The organism is Cupriavidus phytohabitans (assembly GCF_017815025.1).
GTDB lineage: Bacteria > Pseudomonadota > Gammaproteobacteria > Burkholderiales > Burkholderiaceae > Cupriavidus.
Window position 1 is genome coordinate 1 of sequence record NZ_JAGIQB010000081.1, and the last position, 14,574, is coordinate 14,574.

At 63.0% G+C, this 14,574-nt stretch carries 16 protein-coding genes; all 16 read left to right on the plus strand.

The annotated features are described in order from the left end of the window. On the plus strand, window positions 1–194 hold a 194-nt coding region (locus tag J8I34_RS31245), incomplete at its 5' end, for a VirB8/TrbF family protein (RefSeq protein WP_209808084.1). Between the two features lie 49 nt (window positions 195–243). Continuing rightward, window positions 244–1,083 (plus strand): TrbG/VirB9 family P-type conjugative transfer protein, encoded by an 840-nt coding sequence (locus tag J8I34_RS31250; protein WP_209777478.1) that lies wholly within the window; start codon window positions 244–246, stop codon window positions 1,081–1,083. Between the two features lie 8 nt (window positions 1,084–1,091). Further along, window positions 1,092–2,507, plus strand: coding sequence for a TraB/TrbI/VirB10 family type IV secretion system protein (locus J8I34_RS31255; protein ID WP_209777479.1), 1,416 nt, complete (start codon window positions 1,092–1,094; stop codon window positions 2,505–2,507). 5 nt (window positions 2,508–2,512) lie between these two features. After that, the gene (locus J8I34_RS31260; RefSeq protein WP_209777480.1) at window positions 2,513–3,631 is read left to right on the plus strand and encodes a TrbG/VirB9 family P-type conjugative transfer protein; all 1,119 of its coding nucleotides are present in this window, start codon (window positions 2,513–2,515) and stop codon (window positions 3,629–3,631) included. A gap of 41 nt (window positions 3,632–3,672) precedes the next feature. Continuing rightward, window positions 3,673–4,098: a lytic transglycosylase domain-containing protein gene (locus J8I34_RS31265; protein WP_209777491.1), complete on the plus strand. Its 426-nt coding sequence runs from the start codon at window positions 3,673–3,675 to the stop codon at window positions 4,096–4,098. A 28-nt stretch (window positions 4,099–4,126) separates the two neighbouring features. Beyond that, window positions 4,127–4,636: a toxin co-regulated pilus biosynthesis Q family protein gene (locus tag J8I34_RS31270; RefSeq protein WP_209777481.1), complete on the plus strand. Its 510-nt coding sequence runs from the start codon at window positions 4,127–4,129 to the stop codon at window positions 4,634–4,636. Next, window positions 4,636–6,306 (plus strand): type II secretion system protein GspD, encoded by a 1,671-nt coding sequence (locus tag J8I34_RS31275; protein ID WP_209777492.1) that lies wholly within the window; start codon window positions 4,636–4,638, stop codon window positions 6,304–6,306. Before J8I34_RS31270 ends, J8I34_RS31275 begins: the two co-directional genes overlap by 1 nt. A gap of 117 nt (window positions 6,307–6,423) precedes the next feature. Next, a complete protein-coding gene (gene pilP / locus J8I34_RS35015) occupies window positions 6,424–6,996 on the plus strand; it encodes a type IV pilus biogenesis protein PilP (RefSeq protein ID WP_256441900.1) in 573 nt (190 codons plus the stop codon). Between the two features lie 3 nt (window positions 6,997–6,999). Then, window positions 7,000–8,241 (plus strand): type 4b pilus protein PilO2, encoded by a 1,242-nt coding sequence (pilO2, locus tag J8I34_RS31285; protein WP_209777483.1) that lies wholly within the window; start codon window positions 7,000–7,002, stop codon window positions 8,239–8,241. Then, complete coding sequence (locus J8I34_RS31290) at window positions 8,238–10,043, plus strand: GspE/PulE family protein (protein WP_209777484.1); 1,806 nt, start codon at window positions 8,238–8,240, stop codon at window positions 10,041–10,043. Before pilO2 ends, J8I34_RS31290 begins: the two co-directional genes overlap by 4 nt. Continuing rightward, window positions 10,040–11,080, plus strand: a complete 1,041-nt coding sequence (locus tag J8I34_RS31295) for a type II secretion system F family protein (RefSeq protein WP_209777485.1) — start codon at window positions 10,040–10,042, stop codon at window positions 11,078–11,080. Before J8I34_RS31290 ends, J8I34_RS31295 begins: the two co-directional genes overlap by 4 nt. A 30-nt stretch (window positions 11,081–11,110) precedes the next feature. Next, window positions 11,111–11,611, plus strand: coding sequence for a prepilin type IV pili (locus J8I34_RS31300; RefSeq protein WP_209777486.1), 501 nt, complete (start codon window positions 11,111–11,113; stop codon window positions 11,609–11,611). 95 nt (window positions 11,612–11,706) lie between these two features. Further along, window positions 11,707–12,207, plus strand: a complete 501-nt coding sequence (locus tag J8I34_RS31305; RefSeq protein WP_209777487.1) for a type 4 pilus major pilin — start codon at window positions 11,707–11,709, stop codon at window positions 12,205–12,207. A gap of 36 nt (window positions 12,208–12,243) precedes the next feature. Then, window positions 12,244–12,723 carry a hypothetical protein gene (locus J8I34_RS31310; protein WP_209777488.1) on the plus strand — a complete coding sequence of 160 codons (480 nt, stop codon included), beginning with the start codon at window positions 12,244–12,246 and terminating at the stop codon, window positions 12,721–12,723. Window positions 12,724–12,730: 7 nt separating this feature from the next. Then, the gene (gene pilV / locus J8I34_RS31315; protein WP_209777489.1) at window positions 12,731–13,978 is read left to right on the plus strand and encodes a shufflon system plasmid conjugative transfer pilus tip adhesin PilV; all 1,248 of its coding nucleotides are present in this window, start codon (window positions 12,731–12,733) and stop codon (window positions 13,976–13,978) included. 12 nt (window positions 13,979–13,990) lie between these two features. After that, a complete protein-coding gene (locus tag J8I34_RS31320) occupies window positions 13,991–14,479 on the plus strand; it encodes a hypothetical protein (RefSeq protein WP_209777490.1) in 489 nt (162 codons plus the stop codon). Window positions 14,480–14,574: the final 95 nt, after the last annotated feature.

Sequence of the window (14,574 nt, forward strand, 5' to 3'; positions counted from 1 at the left end):
CCGTATTGCGAAAGCCGAAGACCACGGCTTTCGCAACATCAACCGCAAACCTCATTGATCAGCGATTCCCTAAGGTCACGACCTGGGCAATGACTATCACGTTCGTGCGAATCCCCCCGACGACGATCGACCAGGTCAAGATCAATCCGGGCGGCATCTACGTCAAGAGCTTCAATGTCAACCAGGAACAATGATCGCGGCTGCGGTATGCGCAGCTGAAGATCGCCAATAGGGCTTCTTTGTATGAATAATTCGGTCCGCTCGTCCGTTCGCGTGATCCTGATTTCAGCGCTCCTTGGCGCAGCGGCCATGGTTCATGCCGCGGAAAGTGCTTATCGTAATCCGGCCGACGCCCCTGTCCCTTCGCCGTTTGATAATCGCATCGTTACTTTTACCTATAGTCAGGACGCCGTGTTCACGCTCCTGACGCAAGCGGGTGTCTCGACGCACATCCGGCTTGAGGCTGGCGAAGGAGTCACCGAGAAGCCTGCATTGGGTGACACGATTCAATGGCGGATCAGCGGCGGTCCAACGCACCTCTTTGTGAAGCCGGTACGACCCGGAATCTCTACATCGCTCACGCTTGTGACGAACAAGCGCACGTACGAATTTTTCCTTGTCGCATCGCAGCCTGGCGGAAAGTTCTATCAACAGGCGAGCTTCATGTATCCCGAGGAGGCGAGGGAAGTCCAGCTCAAAGCTCAGCTACAGGCCGAGAGCTTTATCGCGGAGAAGCGCCGTCTCGACGCGCAGATCTTGACTGCGCCGCTTGATCCGACGTCGTTCCGCTACGGGTACAAACTGAGCGGAGATGCTCCATTTCGTCCGATTGACGTCTTCGATGACGGGAAGAAGACCTACTTCCGTCTTCCGAACGTGCAGGACATGCCCGCCGTGTTCATGCCAGATGATCAGAAGCGTCTCCAGCTGATCGTTACGCGCGTCGACGGGAACTTCATCATCGCCGACCGCATTGGCGATCGCTTCTTGTTGAAGTTGAATGACAAGGAAGTCTCCGTCGAATCGGACCGTATCAAACACTGGTGGAACGTCGGCTCCAGCAGCAGTGGCCTTGGTAACTGAGGCTGACCATGTCCGACGATATTCAGGATCAGGACTTGCCGTTCGAAGCTGAGAACCCATCGCGTCGGCGGGTAGACCGCGACGACATGCGGAACTCAGTTCAGGAGCCGGAACGCGAAACGGTCGAGGAACTAACTCGCGGGAAGCGGAAGAAGGGGAAGACTGCCGGGTTTCTCCTTGTGGTGGTGCTGCTCGGCGGAGGTCTCTACTACCTGTACGGTGGGCCGGATGCGCCGGCGGGACGTCGCAGAAGCGTGGAAACGCTCACGCCGTCGGAGACGGCCGGAGCCACTGTGCTGAGCGGAGCGAAAGCCGCTGAGGTGCAGGCGGAACAGGAACGCAAGCAAGCCGCTGCGTCGGCTGCTGCTGCTGCGCAAGGCCGCGTTGATCCCAATGCAGCCGCAACCGCGGCGATAGGAACCGGGCAAGGCGGGTTTGTGAACAGCGCCGGCCCAAATCAATCGGTCTCTCAGGCTGCCGCCGCCGCTGAAGCGGCTGCTAAACAGGAGGCGAAAGAGAAGGCCGAGAAGGAAGCAACCATTGCTGCATCCCCCTTGCTGTCGAACGACGTTCAGGTGCTTCGTTCTGACGATGGCGGCCGTCCAGGTGGTCCGCAATCCGCGGCCGACCAGCTCGCACAAAGCTTTTCCGAACAGATGAAGGCTAGTCAAGCGTCAGCTGACCGGCAGATGGACCGCGTATTGCAAATGTCGACTAGTTTTGGAGGGCAGGGTGCCACTGGGGGGAGCGCTCTGGGCCCAACTAGCAATGCTTCGCAGCAAGATCAGTGGCTGAACTCGCAAAAGAGTGGTGCTGGCACCCCGACGAAGATGCACGCCGCACCGACCATGCCCATTGTCAGTGAAGGAACGCCTGTGCGATCTGTGCTTCTCACGGGCCTCGATACGGACAATCCAGGCAGCGTGAAGGCAATGGTGACGAGCGACATCTACGACACCTTTACCGGTCGCATTCTCATGATTCCGAAGGGCTCCACGCTAACGGGCAGCTACAACCACGACGTCAAGGTTGGTCAGAACCGTGTCCTGATCGCGATTACGCGGCTTATACGGCCGGACGGATCGTGGATCGATCTGTCCGGGACATCGGGCGCCGAGATGGATGGTACGGGCGGTCTTGAGAGCGAGGTCAACAACCACTTCTGGAAAATATTTAGCAGTGCGATGGTGGTCGGAGCCGCGACCTTGCTGCTGGATAAGAGTCAGCAGACCGTGACGGTGAATCAAGGCTTGGGGACAAGCCAACTGGGCGGGACTATCTTCGCCCAGACGCTGCAGCAAGTGGTCTCGACCTTGCTGAATAGGAACAAGGATATCCCTCCAACGCTTTCGCGTTCTGGCGGTACGGAGTTCATATTCATGGTCCGGAACGACCTGGCACTTACACAGTATTACCGGAGGTAACGTCAATGCGAGTGAACATTGAAAGTGGCATCGTGTCGCGGAGCATGCGGTGCCTTCTCCTGTCGAGCCTCGCTATCGGCCTGCATACGGCTCACGCCGCGGCGGCGCTTGACTTCGGCTATCGAATTGATGGGCCGGCAAATGTGCGGCCGACACTCGTGTTCAACGACGGCGAGAACACATACATTCAGCCGTCGGGCAGTGCGCGAACGCAGGTAGCAGGTGCCACCGCGGACGGTCCATACCTGCGTCTGCCCGGTATCCCTGAGTCCTTCGTAGCTCGGATTGGATCGATCTCGCTTCAGGTAAAACACATTGCGCTGCCCTCCGGCCCAGCCAGTGCGCCCGCTTACGGCGCAACGCAAAGCCGGTATCAGGCAGCATCCCCGCTTCATCAACCGCTGGCGGGCGATGCCGTGCCTCGACGTGATTTGCTGGCGGATGGGAACTCATCCTTGAAGCCTGCCGGCGCAACCTCCACCGACGCGGTCACCAAGGATGCAAGCAATGATGGTGGAGGGGACTTGCGGTCTGGCGCGGCCCGATCGGCGGCAGTCCCGGGTCGGCCTGCCTCACGAGAGGGTGCCGCACCGGCAGCGAGCGAGAATCGAGATGGTTCCGACGTCTCATATTTGGCTAAGGCTTTTGGCGCCGACGGCATTCGCGAAGGCGCCAATGGCTCAATCCAGATCCGCTTCCCGGTGCGACCGAGCGGCGGTATTCAGTTTGTGACCGAGACTGGAAAGCGCCTGTCGTCTTCCTGGGACGATCGCACGGGTGTCATGACGATCGACCCCTCGCCAACATTCCTGGTCCGGGATGGGCGCTCTAGTGCGATCGTTACGCGGGAAGTTGCGGACACCTTTCACTTCCCGGGCGAGAACGCGGCGGGGCTCGACCAGGTCTTCTCCGAGCGAGGGAATACGTATCTGCGCGTTAGCGATGGGACCAAAAAGGTGACGGTGCGAGTTGACGGAAGGATCGTGAAGGGTCAGCAGAAGGGGCGCTACTACCGCGTCAATGGAATAGGGGACACCTTCGTCGTGGACGCGGACGGCTTCGAAGTGACGGTCACGCGTTCCCGGTCGATCCGCTTTAGCGACCGCGCAGTCAGCTCGTCGTGACGCCGCCCATCGCACCTGCCCTCGGCCGAAGCCTCGGTGGCGTGGCGATTGCCATCATCGGCTCGCTCGCGTGGATCGGCGTGGCCAGCGCCGACTGTCTGGAGAACGCCGCAAGGTATCACGGGGTCGATTCAATGCTATTGAGGAGCATCGCAATGCAGGAGTCGGGCATGCGTCCATGGGTCACGAATCGCAATGGCAACGGTTCGGAGGACATCGGACTCATGCAGATCAACTCGATCCACCTGCCGCGCCTGGACAGGTATGGGATTACGCGCGCCCACCTGTTTGATGGGTGCATCAATGCCTACGTCGGCGCGTGGATTCTGCGCGAGAACATCCAGCGCTTCGGACCAACGTGGAAGGCGGTCGGGGCCTACAACGCATCCTCACCTGACAAGCAGTTGCGCTACGCCAACCAGATTCATGCGCGGTGGCAGGCGCTGCAGCGCGCCGCATTGCGGTAGTTCCTTCACCTCAACCGAACGCATAGCTATGTGCCAATCCAACCGAACCGTTCGCTTTGTCGTCGCCGCAGCATCACTGGTGAGCGGCTTGATCCTTCTGCCGGCGGTGCATGCCTCGCACCTGTCGAACGATGGCTGGCAGCAACTGCAGGCGCCACATGGCGCCAAGGCTGCCAAGGCCGCCGGCAGCCCGACATTGCTGGCCGCCAACACGCCATCCGCAGGTGCAGCGCCGAGCATGGCCAGCACGCCGGCCGTGCCGATCACCGCGCCGGCGGCCGGTGCCGTGTTCCGGCTTGTCAAAGGGGAGGCGCTTCAACAGCAGCTTCAGAACTGGGCGAGCCGGGCCGGGTGGACGGTTGCATGGAATGTTCCGGACGGCTGGATCGTGCCCGGCGACAAGGACTACGGCAGCGACTTCGAAAGCGCAGTCAAGCGCGTGGTGGAGGAGCTGGCCAATAACGGCGCCGACGTGGTGGGGGATAGTTGGCGCGGCAATCGCACGGTGATTATCAGCCAAAACGGGATGGTTCAATGATGAAGCAGATGAAGAGCAATGCGGCGCGCTACACCGCGTCCGCCGTGGCGGCCGCCACGCTGCTGTCGGGCTGCGGTGTGATGGAAACGCGCGACGTACAGAACGCTATCGGCAATGAGGCGCACGCCGCATACGCCGATGCACCCCGCAGCCGCCCGGTGTTCCGGGTGCATGAGGGCGCCTGGCTGATGGGGGAAAAGATCCGCGCCAGCAAGCCGCAGCCGGACATCTACAACAAACACGTGGTGTTCAAGGGCACGCTCGGGTCACTGACCGAAGCCGCGAACTGGATCGCACAGAGTGTCGGCGTGCGGGCGACCGTGGACGCCTCAGCTGTTGCGTCAGCGACGAGCGGTTCGGCACCTGCGCAGCCAGCCGTCGGGTCGCGGCCGACTGGACCCATTCCGATGGGTGGCACGCCCCGCGTGGACCTGGCGGCCCCGCTGGCCGGCGCTCCTGCGTCGGGCCAGGGTGCGGGCACGGCGATCGCGATGCCGCTGACCCTGCGGTACGAAGGCAACTTCAAGGGTTTCCTCGATGCCGTCGAGGCGCATTTTGGGGTCTGGTCGCGTTACAACGATGGCACGGTGTCGTTCTTCCGGACGGAAACCCGGACCTTCATGCTGCCGAGCCTCGCGGATGCTTCGTCCATGAACGGTTCGATCACCACGTCGGACAGCAGCTCCGGGGGCATGGCAGGCGCCGGCGGGAACGGCGGCACAGCAGGCGGAAGCGGCGGCCGTAGCGGCCAGTCGATGAGCATGTCCGTCGAGATGAAGCCGTGGGAGACCCTCCAGGCGACCGCCAAGGCCGTCGCTGGCGCGAGCGCAGAAGTCGTGGTCGACAAGAACCTTGGGGCCCTGACCGTGACTGGCGATCCGGTGCAATGCGATCGCATCGAACAGTTCGTCAAGAGCCTGGCCGCGATGTACGGCAAGCAGGTGGCCATCGATGTGCAGGTCTACGAAGTCCGCGTCACGCGTGAGGACAACTATGGGCTGAACCTGTCGCTTGCCTACCAAAGCTCCGCCGGCCAGACCGGCGTCGCGTTCAGTTCCGTCAGCACGCCGACGATTTCAGGCAGTGCGACCCCCATGAACCTTGGCGCGACGATCATGAGTGGTCCTTTCGCCGGCAGCAAGGCAGTCGTGCAGGCGCTCTCGACGCTTGGCAACGTGTCGCAGGTGGTATCGCGCTCGGGCGTCACGCAAAACGGCAAGGTTCTGGCCCTGCAGACCGCCACGCTGCAGGACTATGTCGCGCAGTCGCAAACGACGCTGGCGGCCAACGTGGGTTCCACCAGCTCCATCCAGACCGGAACGGTGACCTACGGCTTTACCAGCAACTTCCTGCCCAAGGTTGTCGATGGCCGGATTCTGATGAACTTCGACATGACCCTGTCGGATCTGCTGCCGCTGCAGCGGTTCAACTCGGGCGGAGACGCGAACCAGACCAGTGTTCAGCTGCGCACCATGCCGACCAACCGGTTCACCCAGTCGATCACCTTGAAGCCCGGCGAATCGTTGGTGCTTACAGGCCTGCGCAACCAGAAGGCGTCTACGACCAATAACGGCGTCGGCGAGCCGTGGATGGCCGCGCTCGGCGGCGGCGTCGGTGCGCTCAAGGGAGACACCGTCATCGCCATCATGATCTCGGCCCGCTTGCTGTAACACAGAGACAATTCCATGCAGAATCGCGCATTCAATCTTCGTTGGAGCCCTGCCGCGCTGGCGCTTGTCGCTACCGTCGGCCTCTTGGCTGCCGCCCCTGCTAATGCGGCGTCGGCGATGTCGAACCCTGTTGCCGCGGCGATTGCCTCGGCGGGGGGTAGTCCGGCGAATACGCAGGGCACTGCCCCCTCGGTGCCGTCGACCGCTGCTACTTCAGCGACCGGGAATGTGGCTCCTACAGCGGCCACCACGCCGCCCGCTGTCGAGACAGCCCAGCCGTCGCGCCCCACTGACGCGCCGGAACTTGCCGCCTTGCAGTCCCAACTGGCTTTGTGGAAGGCGCGCGCGGAGATTGCCAAGTACAAGGCAGAGGTCAAGCGGGCGGAGGATTCGCTGATCGCGGCCCCTGCCGGCGGGGCGACGGGGGCCGGCGCGCCATCGATTTCGCTGGCCGGTCCGATGCCGGCCGGCGGCGTGGCAGAGCGAGCACCGCGGCTCGCGCCGGAGGCTCCCCGCCTGGTGTCGCTGCGCGCGTTCGACGGTCACTACAACGCTGTGGTCGATGTCAGCGGTCGAACCATTCCCGTCCAGGCTGGCGACACGCTGGACGGCGGCTGGAAGGTCGTCAGCATCGACGACGGCGGGGTGAAGTTTGCCAACGGCAAGCGCGTGCGCACGCTGAGGCCGTGAGCGATGGCTGAGATCCTGTCATTCCCCGGTCTGAAGGGCAGCTTCGCCATCGGGCTGACCTGGCAACACGAGGAAGCGCAGCCGAGTCAGGGAGTCCTACGTGCGCGGGCGCTGGAACTCGGCCGGAACGTCCGCTGGGGCGTGGTGCATCAGAGCGCTGAAGGGGCCATCCAGACCGGATTCTGCGAAGCGATCGCCGGCGCAAAGCCGGCCGGGCTGAAGCCGCTCGCCGCGGTCGTTGCTGGCCAGCACCGCCAGCCATGGAGGGGACTCTTCCACCTGCAGGGCAGCCTCTACTGGTACATCGCCGTCCGGCAGGGCCACGCCGTCATTGCCGGTGGCGATCGGGTGGGCACCCTGGAGGAACTGGCACCGTTCCGAGAGCGGCATCGCACCCTTGGGGAATGGACGGAGGTTGAAGGGACGATACGGGATCTCGCCAACATGGCGCGCGCTGCAAAGGGCGTGTCGCCCATGCGGGACGTGCTGACCGGCCCTTTGAAGTCGACGTCGTATGCGGTGGCAGCTGCATTCGGCGTAGTGGCGCTTCTCGTCGGCGGCTGGTACTGGTACGACCAGCAGCAAGCGGCTGAGCGCGAGGCGCAGTTGATGCGACAGCGCGCGGTTGCCGCCGCGCAGCGCGCCAATGAGGCCGCACGGCAGCGAGCAATACCTTGGGTCGAAGAAGCGACCCCGACCACCTTCCTGCAGGCCTGCCGCCGCGCCTGGGACCGGCAGCCCCTAGCGGAGGCTGGCTGGACGCTTTCCAGCTGGCGCTGCAAGCCGGCCACGTCGACCGCCCTGATGATCGAAACCACGTGGAAGCGGGAGGGCGGCTTGGCCGTCAACGCACCCGGGGCGCTTTCCACGGACGGCAATCAAGCGACAGCCACGGCGAATGCGCCGGCGGCATTCCTGCCTTCCTCGCGCGCAGTCAGCGCGACAGCCGCCGCGCAGCGGTCGATGTGGACGTATGCACAGGGTAATGGCGTGAGCTTGCAGTTGACCTCACCGCCCCCGTTGCTGCCGGCAGACGGCAACACCCCGGTCGATCCGTGGCTCGCGATGACCGCGGACATCGGCTTTGGCGCGCCGCCGTGGCTGGGCGTGGGCGAGGGACTGGATGACGTGGCAGGTATGCGCCTGACCGAGGTCAGCTACGAAGCGGCCGCCCAGTCGTGGAAGGGCACCGGAAAACTGTACGCAATGCGGGACGGCGCAGTGCCGCCCGCTGGGAGTCAATGATGGTCGAGACCATATCGCGCCTGTGGCGCAGTCCACGCAACGCCTCGGTAGGGAGTGCCGCACTTGCGGCGCGCGCCGAGCCGTCTGTGAAGTCCGATGCCCTGGCGTTGCCGAAGCCTCCGGAGGTGCTTGAGCCGCATATCCTATACCCGCGCAACCTGCCCGCCACCTTCGACCGTGTCGCCCTCAACCTGAACCATCTGACGGCCGAGCAAGCGGCGGCACTTCGCCAGCGCGCCGCGGAAAGCGGCCTGCATGTGGAAGACGTCGCCAAGGAGCTTGGCCTGACCGATGACAACGTGCAGCAGGTGTTGGCGGTTCACGGCTGCGACATCTATGTGGATGCCCGACACTTCGGGACGCCGCGGCTGCTCACTTGGGAAGCCAAGCTGCGGCGCAGTGGCGCCGCGCCCCAACTGCGCAAGGTGTCTGCGCAGGAGCTTGCGGTGTTGCGCCAGCAGCGCGGTTCCGGCCAGCTGCAGGATACTGACCTGCAGACCCTGACCCTCGCGCGCCGGCTGATCGCGGATTGCGCTGTCCTGATCGCCTCGGACATCCACATCCTGGTTCGAGAGCACCACACCGAGATTCAGGTACGGATCAAGGGAGATCTGCGCACGGTCTCCGCGCTATCGATGCGCCGCGAGGAAGGGGAACGACTGATCCGCGCGATGTACACGGGCCTCGCCACGGCGAAGGCCGCCACCTATAACCCGCTGGACGTGCAAGACGCCCAGATCGCCGGCGACGCGCTGCCGGGCACCGGCCTCTCCAGCGTGCGGATCGTGCGTGGCCCCGCCTACCCGGTGGAGAGTGGTGGCGGCTTTCTCGTTGCGCGGTTGCAATACCGGGAGCACCACGAAGGCACCCGGAAAGCGGATGCTATCGAAGCGGTGAAGCGGCTGGATCTCCGCACGCCGAAGGCGCCGACTGGGGAGTTCAAGCTCGGCCAGATGGGCTACACGCCGCTACAGGTGGAGCTCGTCTCGCAGCTTCTGCGGAGGCCCATGGGCGTGATTGTCGTCACGGGCCCGACGGGGAGCGGCAAGACCACGACGCTCTTCGAATGCACCCGCCATCAGGCACGGCTCTTCCCACAAAAGCGACTCATCACGATCGAGAACCCGACCGAATACCCGATGGACTGGGGCATCCAGCTCACCACGGAAAGCGAGCGATTCCCGGAGATGTTGCGCATGACGCTGCGGATGGACCCGGATTCGGTGCTGCTGGGCGAAATCCGGGGTGTCGAGGAAGCGATCGCAACGCTGCAGGCCGCGGCCACCGGCCATCAGGTGCTGACCACGCTGCACGTGACCGATCCGTTCGAGACCTTCTCACGGTTGGTGATGCTGGACCATGTCCGTCTTGCGATGGACGTGATCTGCAACCACAACCAGATCATTGGCTTGATCGCGCAGCGGATTGTCCCGCTGCTGTGCCCGAAATGCTCGGTGCCGTTCGAGAGCGCAGCGGGCCCCTTGCCCGACTACATGCTGCAAGCGATGCGCAGCTGGGGCGACCTGTCGAAAGTCCGTGTCCGCGGCGCCGGCTGCGAGCACTGCCATGGCGAGGAAACGGTTGGCCAGCAAGCCGTTGCGGAAGTGGTCGTCACCAGCGAGAAGTTGATGCAGGACTGCATCAACGATGGCGTATTGGTCGCCCGGCGCAATCATCGAGCCAAGACGGGTTCCGACAAGCCCATGGTCGCACACGCAATGGATCTTGTCTTGGCCGGGCTGCTCGACCCCGTCGACGTCGAGCGCAATGTGGACGCCATTCCGACGCGGGAGGAATTATGAGCGGACTGTCTTGGGCAATGCGCCGGCGCCTGTATCAACAGGCATCGAGCCAACTGGAAAACGGGCTGACCCTTGCGCAAGTCATTGAAGACTTCCGAGAGCGCCAAGCACGGCGAGGCCGCAAGCGGGCCGCCGAGGCGGCGCACGAGGTCGGCCGTCAGGTGCGCGATGGCAAGACCCTGATGGCGGCAATGGACGCAAGCCTCAGTGATCTGGAACGCAGCGTGCTGGACGCCGGCGAGAAGGCGGGGCAACTGCCCGATGCCATGCGGCTGGTGCTGGACGTACGCGAGTTGACGACGCGCCTGCGGCAGAAGCTGCAGGCCAGCTTCTTCGCGCCGACGGTCTACCTGGTGACGCTGTATGTGGTCCTGTTGTTGATCGGCGGCTACATCGTGCCGCAGTTCACCGATGTGCTGCCGATAGAGAAATGGACCGGCTGGGCATATGCCATGTACGGATTGGGTCAGCTTGCTGTGGGATGGCCTGCACCGGTGATTTTCGGGGGCCTGGGTGCCTACGCGCTCTGGAGCTGGTGGGCGCTGTCGAGGTGGGCTGGGCCGGGCAGGCGGTTCTTTGACCAACACGTCTTCCCCTTCACGGTGTACCGCGAGATAACCGGATTCACCTGGCTGATGTCATTCGTCGCGCTGCTGCGGGCGAAAGTGCCTGACATTGCCGCGCTGGAGGGTCAGATCGCCACGGCATCGCCATGGCTGGCCTCACGCCTGAGGCCAATTCGCCTGGGTCTGGCCGACGGCCTGGACCTCGCGGAAGCCATGCGGCAGGCCGGGAATGGCTTCCCTTCGCTGGATCTGATCGATGAAATCGGCGCGTATGCGGGCTTTGACGACTTCACCGAGAAGATCACGGTGGCCGTGAGGCAGAACGCAGAAGTCATCGAGCGGCAACTGCTTGCGAAGGGGATGGTGATGTCGGCGACCTTCACCGGACTGATGTTCCTCGCCTTCGTTGTTCTGCAACTCGGCTCCAACTCGCTCTCGGAGATCCTCACATCTTCGATGGGCAAGCTCTGACAATTTTCGCAATCTCACAAGGAGTATCAAATGGACGGAATTCTTGGGCGTATCGTCGCCATCGTGCTGGGTCTGCTGGCTCTCGTTGGTATCGCCTATGCCGGGTACAACGGCTTCCAGAACCACAAGGCTGGCGTGGTCGCGACCAATATCACGCAGTTGATCACGAATGCGCGTGCAGGCTTCTCGCAGGGGAACAACGGCTATACCAATTTCACCACCTCCAACATCGCTTCGATGATTACCGGCGGCATGTTCCCGTCGGATATGGTGCGCGGCACGGCACTGGTCGACCCTTGGGGCAATGCGGTCACACTGGCCTCGGCCAACAACGGATCCCAGGGCGTCATTACCTTCGGCGGTGGCAATGGCCAAACCGCAAAGCAATGCGTGAGCGCGGCATTGGGCCTTAAGGACTACGTGACGCTGGCGGTTGGGTCGACCACGTTTAACCAGACCAACCTGCCTGACCAGGCCACCGCCGGCGCTGCCTGTAGCGCCACCGCAACCTTTACGCTGACCTTCCAATAACCAGGTAGAGCGTCAGCGACGAGGCGAGAGTTCCACCGGCATCACGTCCACGGTGGGAGGCGATGAGATCAGGGCGTGGACCTTAGGGAAAAGACATGGATGGAATTCTCGGGCGGATCGTCGCCATCGTTTTGGGCCTGCTGGCACTGGTGGGCATTGCTTACGCAGGCTACAACGGTTTCCAAAGCCACAAGGCCGGCGTGGTGTCCACCAACATCGCGCAGCTGATCACGAATGCCCGCGCTGGATTCTCGCAGGGCAATAACGGCTATACCAACTTCACCACGGCCAACATCCCGGCGATGATCACCGGCGGCATGTTTCCGACGGACATGGTGCGCGGCACGACTCTGGTTGACCCGTGGGGAAATGCCGTGACGTTGTCGGCCGCGAGCAGCGGGTCGCAGGGCGTGATCCGCTTCGGTGGTGGCGGTGCGCAGACAGCAAAGCAGTGCGTGAGCACCGCAACCTCGCTACGCGACTACGTGTCATTGGCAGTAGGGACCACGACCTTCACGCAGGCGAACCTGCCAGACCAGGCCACCGCCGGCGCCGCATGCAGTGCGACTGCCAGTTTCACCCTGACCTTCCAGTGAACTTCCAGGCGGCAACCCAAGGTTGAGGAGAAGGGCATGGGCTATCTCATCCTGCCGATCGCGACGGTCCTGTTCTGTCTCGGCATTGTTGCCCAAAGCCGGCAACTATCAGAAGCAGCGCCTGGGGCTGGCGTAGCCGGCCGAATGGAATCGATCGCGATGGTGACGGCGCAGCAGGCACAAGCATACGGCTCGGCGTGCGTGTCGACCGCCGGTGCGACGCCAGGACTGATCGGGGCGAGCGTGATACCTGTGTTGCCGTCCGGAATGGTGGCGCCGGCTGGTGCGGGTTGCATGGCCGTCGCCAACCCGGGTGGCGGGCGTGACATCTACGGGTACGTGCGTGTGTCATCAGGCGCAAGCGGCGCGCTGCTCAACAGCACGGATGGCAGTCTCGCGTGGTTCCGAGTCCGCAGCCAGGGCACGGCCGTCAATCTTGCAACCGGCATCGCTTACAGCGTGCCGGCGACCATTCCCGTCGGGGCGCTGGTCCATTGGGTCCAGCTAAACACCTGAGAAACGCATGGAAGCCATCCTCGGATATCTCGTCGCGCTGATGCTCTCGATGCTGAGCCTCGCCGGCTTTGCGACGTGGGCCAAAGCCGGCGTGACGAACGTGCAAACCGCCGCCGCGGCGAGCCAGATGCTTGTCTTCGACAAGGCCTCCCTGCAGTTCGTGCAGGACGAATCCGCGACGCTGGTCGCTCAAGCGACCGCGAGCGTCCCTGTCAACGTTACGCCGGCCATGCTGATCAACGGCGGCTATCTGCCAGCGGGATTCTCGGCGACCAATGTGTTCGGTCAGACCTGGCTGCTTCAGGTCCTGCAGCCGACGCCGAACAACCTGCAGGCGCTCGTCACTTCGCAGGGGGGGCGGCCGATCACCGATACCCGTCAGCTCGTGCAGATCGCGGCGCAGGCGGGCGCGCAAGGCGGCTTCGTACCCTACGCGGGACAGAACGGCGATCCGACGATGGTCGCGACGCGGGCCTACGGGGCGTATGGCGCGTGGCAGGTGCCGCTTGCCAACTATACGAACCCGGGCAGCGGCAGGCTCGCGTCGTTGCTCGCCTTTACCGGTGCGCAGGCCAACAACGGCTATTTGTATCGGGTGCAAGTTCCGGGGCATCCGGAACTGAACCAGATGCAGACATCGCTCGATATGGGCGGAAACGATGTCAACAACGCCAGGCGGCTGACAGCCACGACATCGCTGACAAGCAATGGTGAGACCTATCTCACGAATACCGCAGCGCCTGGTTCAGCATGCAACGTCGAGCCATCGACCCGCCGCAGCACGATGGGCAGTGGATTCGTGATCTGTTTCGGTGGGATCTGGCAGCCGATCGGCACGGCCGTGGCAAACGTCTACGAAGGTCTTTGGTGCGGCAACCATGGCCAGATAGCAACGAGTGCGACCAATGTTGGATTCATCTGCAAGGGCAATCGGTATATCACGCTCAACAACGCGTTGGGCAATCTGTCGGTTACGCGGAAATACGAAAACGTGACGGACGGAATGACCTTCGGCAAGGACAACTGCCCCGGTGGAACGGCGTGGGCAATGTATACGCCGAAACAAGAAATGGTGAACATCACCGGGAACGTGATACCGCCCATTCAAGGAACTTATTTCGCAATGAACGACTACGGCACCTATTGGTACGCACAAGCGAGCGCCATGTCTCCAGCGGCGTGGTATAGCGGCAACGACATTGGCGCCCTCGGAGGGCAACTGGTGGGCACAGTCACAACGGGCTGCACGTTCTAAGGATCATTAACTATGAAGCGCATTCTGGTCGCTTGGACTCTGATGGCTAGCTTTTCGGCAGCCGAGGCCCAACTCTATTCGTTTCCTGCGCCGCCTATGACGGTGGCAGACTGTCGCGCGGGATATGCATGGATGAGAAACCCCGACAACGGCTTGCCGTTCTGCGGTGTCCCGGCGCCGCCGCCGCCGCCGCCGCCGCCATGCTGCGCACCCCCACCGCCACCGGCTTGCCAATATCAAGCGAATGCCTTTGGGATTTACGTCGGTGATATGGGCCAGTGCACAGCTGATGGGGGCTGCGAGTCCAGGGGCTACACCATTTGGTATGGTGGGCGGGTCGTCGCTTCGGAAGCTTGGCAGACCTACATGGACTGGAGCGAACTGAACGCGCGCGCCAGTGCTGCGGTTGCGGCGGGCGGCTATCGCTACGGATCCTATATCACTGGTGGGATTAGTAACGGTAACAACATGGGATATGGCGTGTATGAAGTCTGCCGCTAGCTTATAGGAGGTTAAGCCCATGTGGTTATACACAATTGTCCCCGTCGTCGACGGCTCGTAAGCCTCGCAGTGTCTTCGCCGCGACATGAACTTCT

Excerpts from the sequence above, each read along its gene's own strand:
- J8I34_RS31250 (WP_209777478.1), top strand. The coding sequence starts at position 244 with ATGAATAATTCGGTCCGCTCGTCCGTTCGCGTGATCCTGATTTCAGCG.
- J8I34_RS31255 (WP_209777479.1), top strand. The coding sequence starts at position 1,092 with ATGTCCGACGATATTCAGGATCAGGACTTGCCGTTCGAAGCTGAGAAC.
- J8I34_RS31260 (WP_209777480.1), top strand. The coding sequence starts at position 2,513 with ATGCGAGTGAACATTGAAAGTGGCATCGTGTCGCGGAGCATGCGGTGC.
- J8I34_RS31270 (WP_209777481.1), top strand. The coding sequence starts at position 4,127 with ATGTGCCAATCCAACCGAACCGTTCGCTTTGTCGTCGCCGCAGCATCA.
- J8I34_RS31275 (WP_209777492.1), top strand. The coding sequence starts at position 4,636 with ATGAAGCAGATGAAGAGCAATGCGGCGCGCTACACCGCGTCCGCCGTG.
- pilP (WP_256441900.1), top strand. The coding sequence starts at position 6,424 with ATGTCGAACCCTGTTGCCGCGGCGATTGCCTCGGCGGGGGGTAGTCCG.
- pilO2 (WP_209777483.1), top strand. The coding sequence starts at position 7,000 with ATGGCTGAGATCCTGTCATTCCCCGGTCTGAAGGGCAGCTTCGCCATC.
- J8I34_RS31290 (WP_209777484.1), top strand. The coding sequence starts at position 8,238 with ATGATGGTCGAGACCATATCGCGCCTGTGGCGCAGTCCACGCAACGCC.
- J8I34_RS31295 (WP_209777485.1), top strand. The coding sequence starts at position 10,040 with ATGAGCGGACTGTCTTGGGCAATGCGCCGGCGCCTGTATCAACAGGCA.
- J8I34_RS31300 (WP_209777486.1), top strand. The coding sequence starts at position 11,111 with ATGGACGGAATTCTTGGGCGTATCGTCGCCATCGTGCTGGGTCTGCTG.
- J8I34_RS31305 (WP_209777487.1), top strand. The coding sequence starts at position 11,707 with ATGGATGGAATTCTCGGGCGGATCGTCGCCATCGTTTTGGGCCTGCTG.
- J8I34_RS31310 (WP_209777488.1), top strand. The coding sequence starts at position 12,244 with ATGGGCTATCTCATCCTGCCGATCGCGACGGTCCTGTTCTGTCTCGGC.
- pilV (WP_209777489.1), top strand. The coding sequence starts at position 12,731 with ATGGAAGCCATCCTCGGATATCTCGTCGCGCTGATGCTCTCGATGCTG.
- J8I34_RS31320 (WP_209777490.1), top strand. The coding sequence starts at position 13,991 with ATGAAGCGCATTCTGGTCGCTTGGACTCTGATGGCTAGCTTTTCGGCA.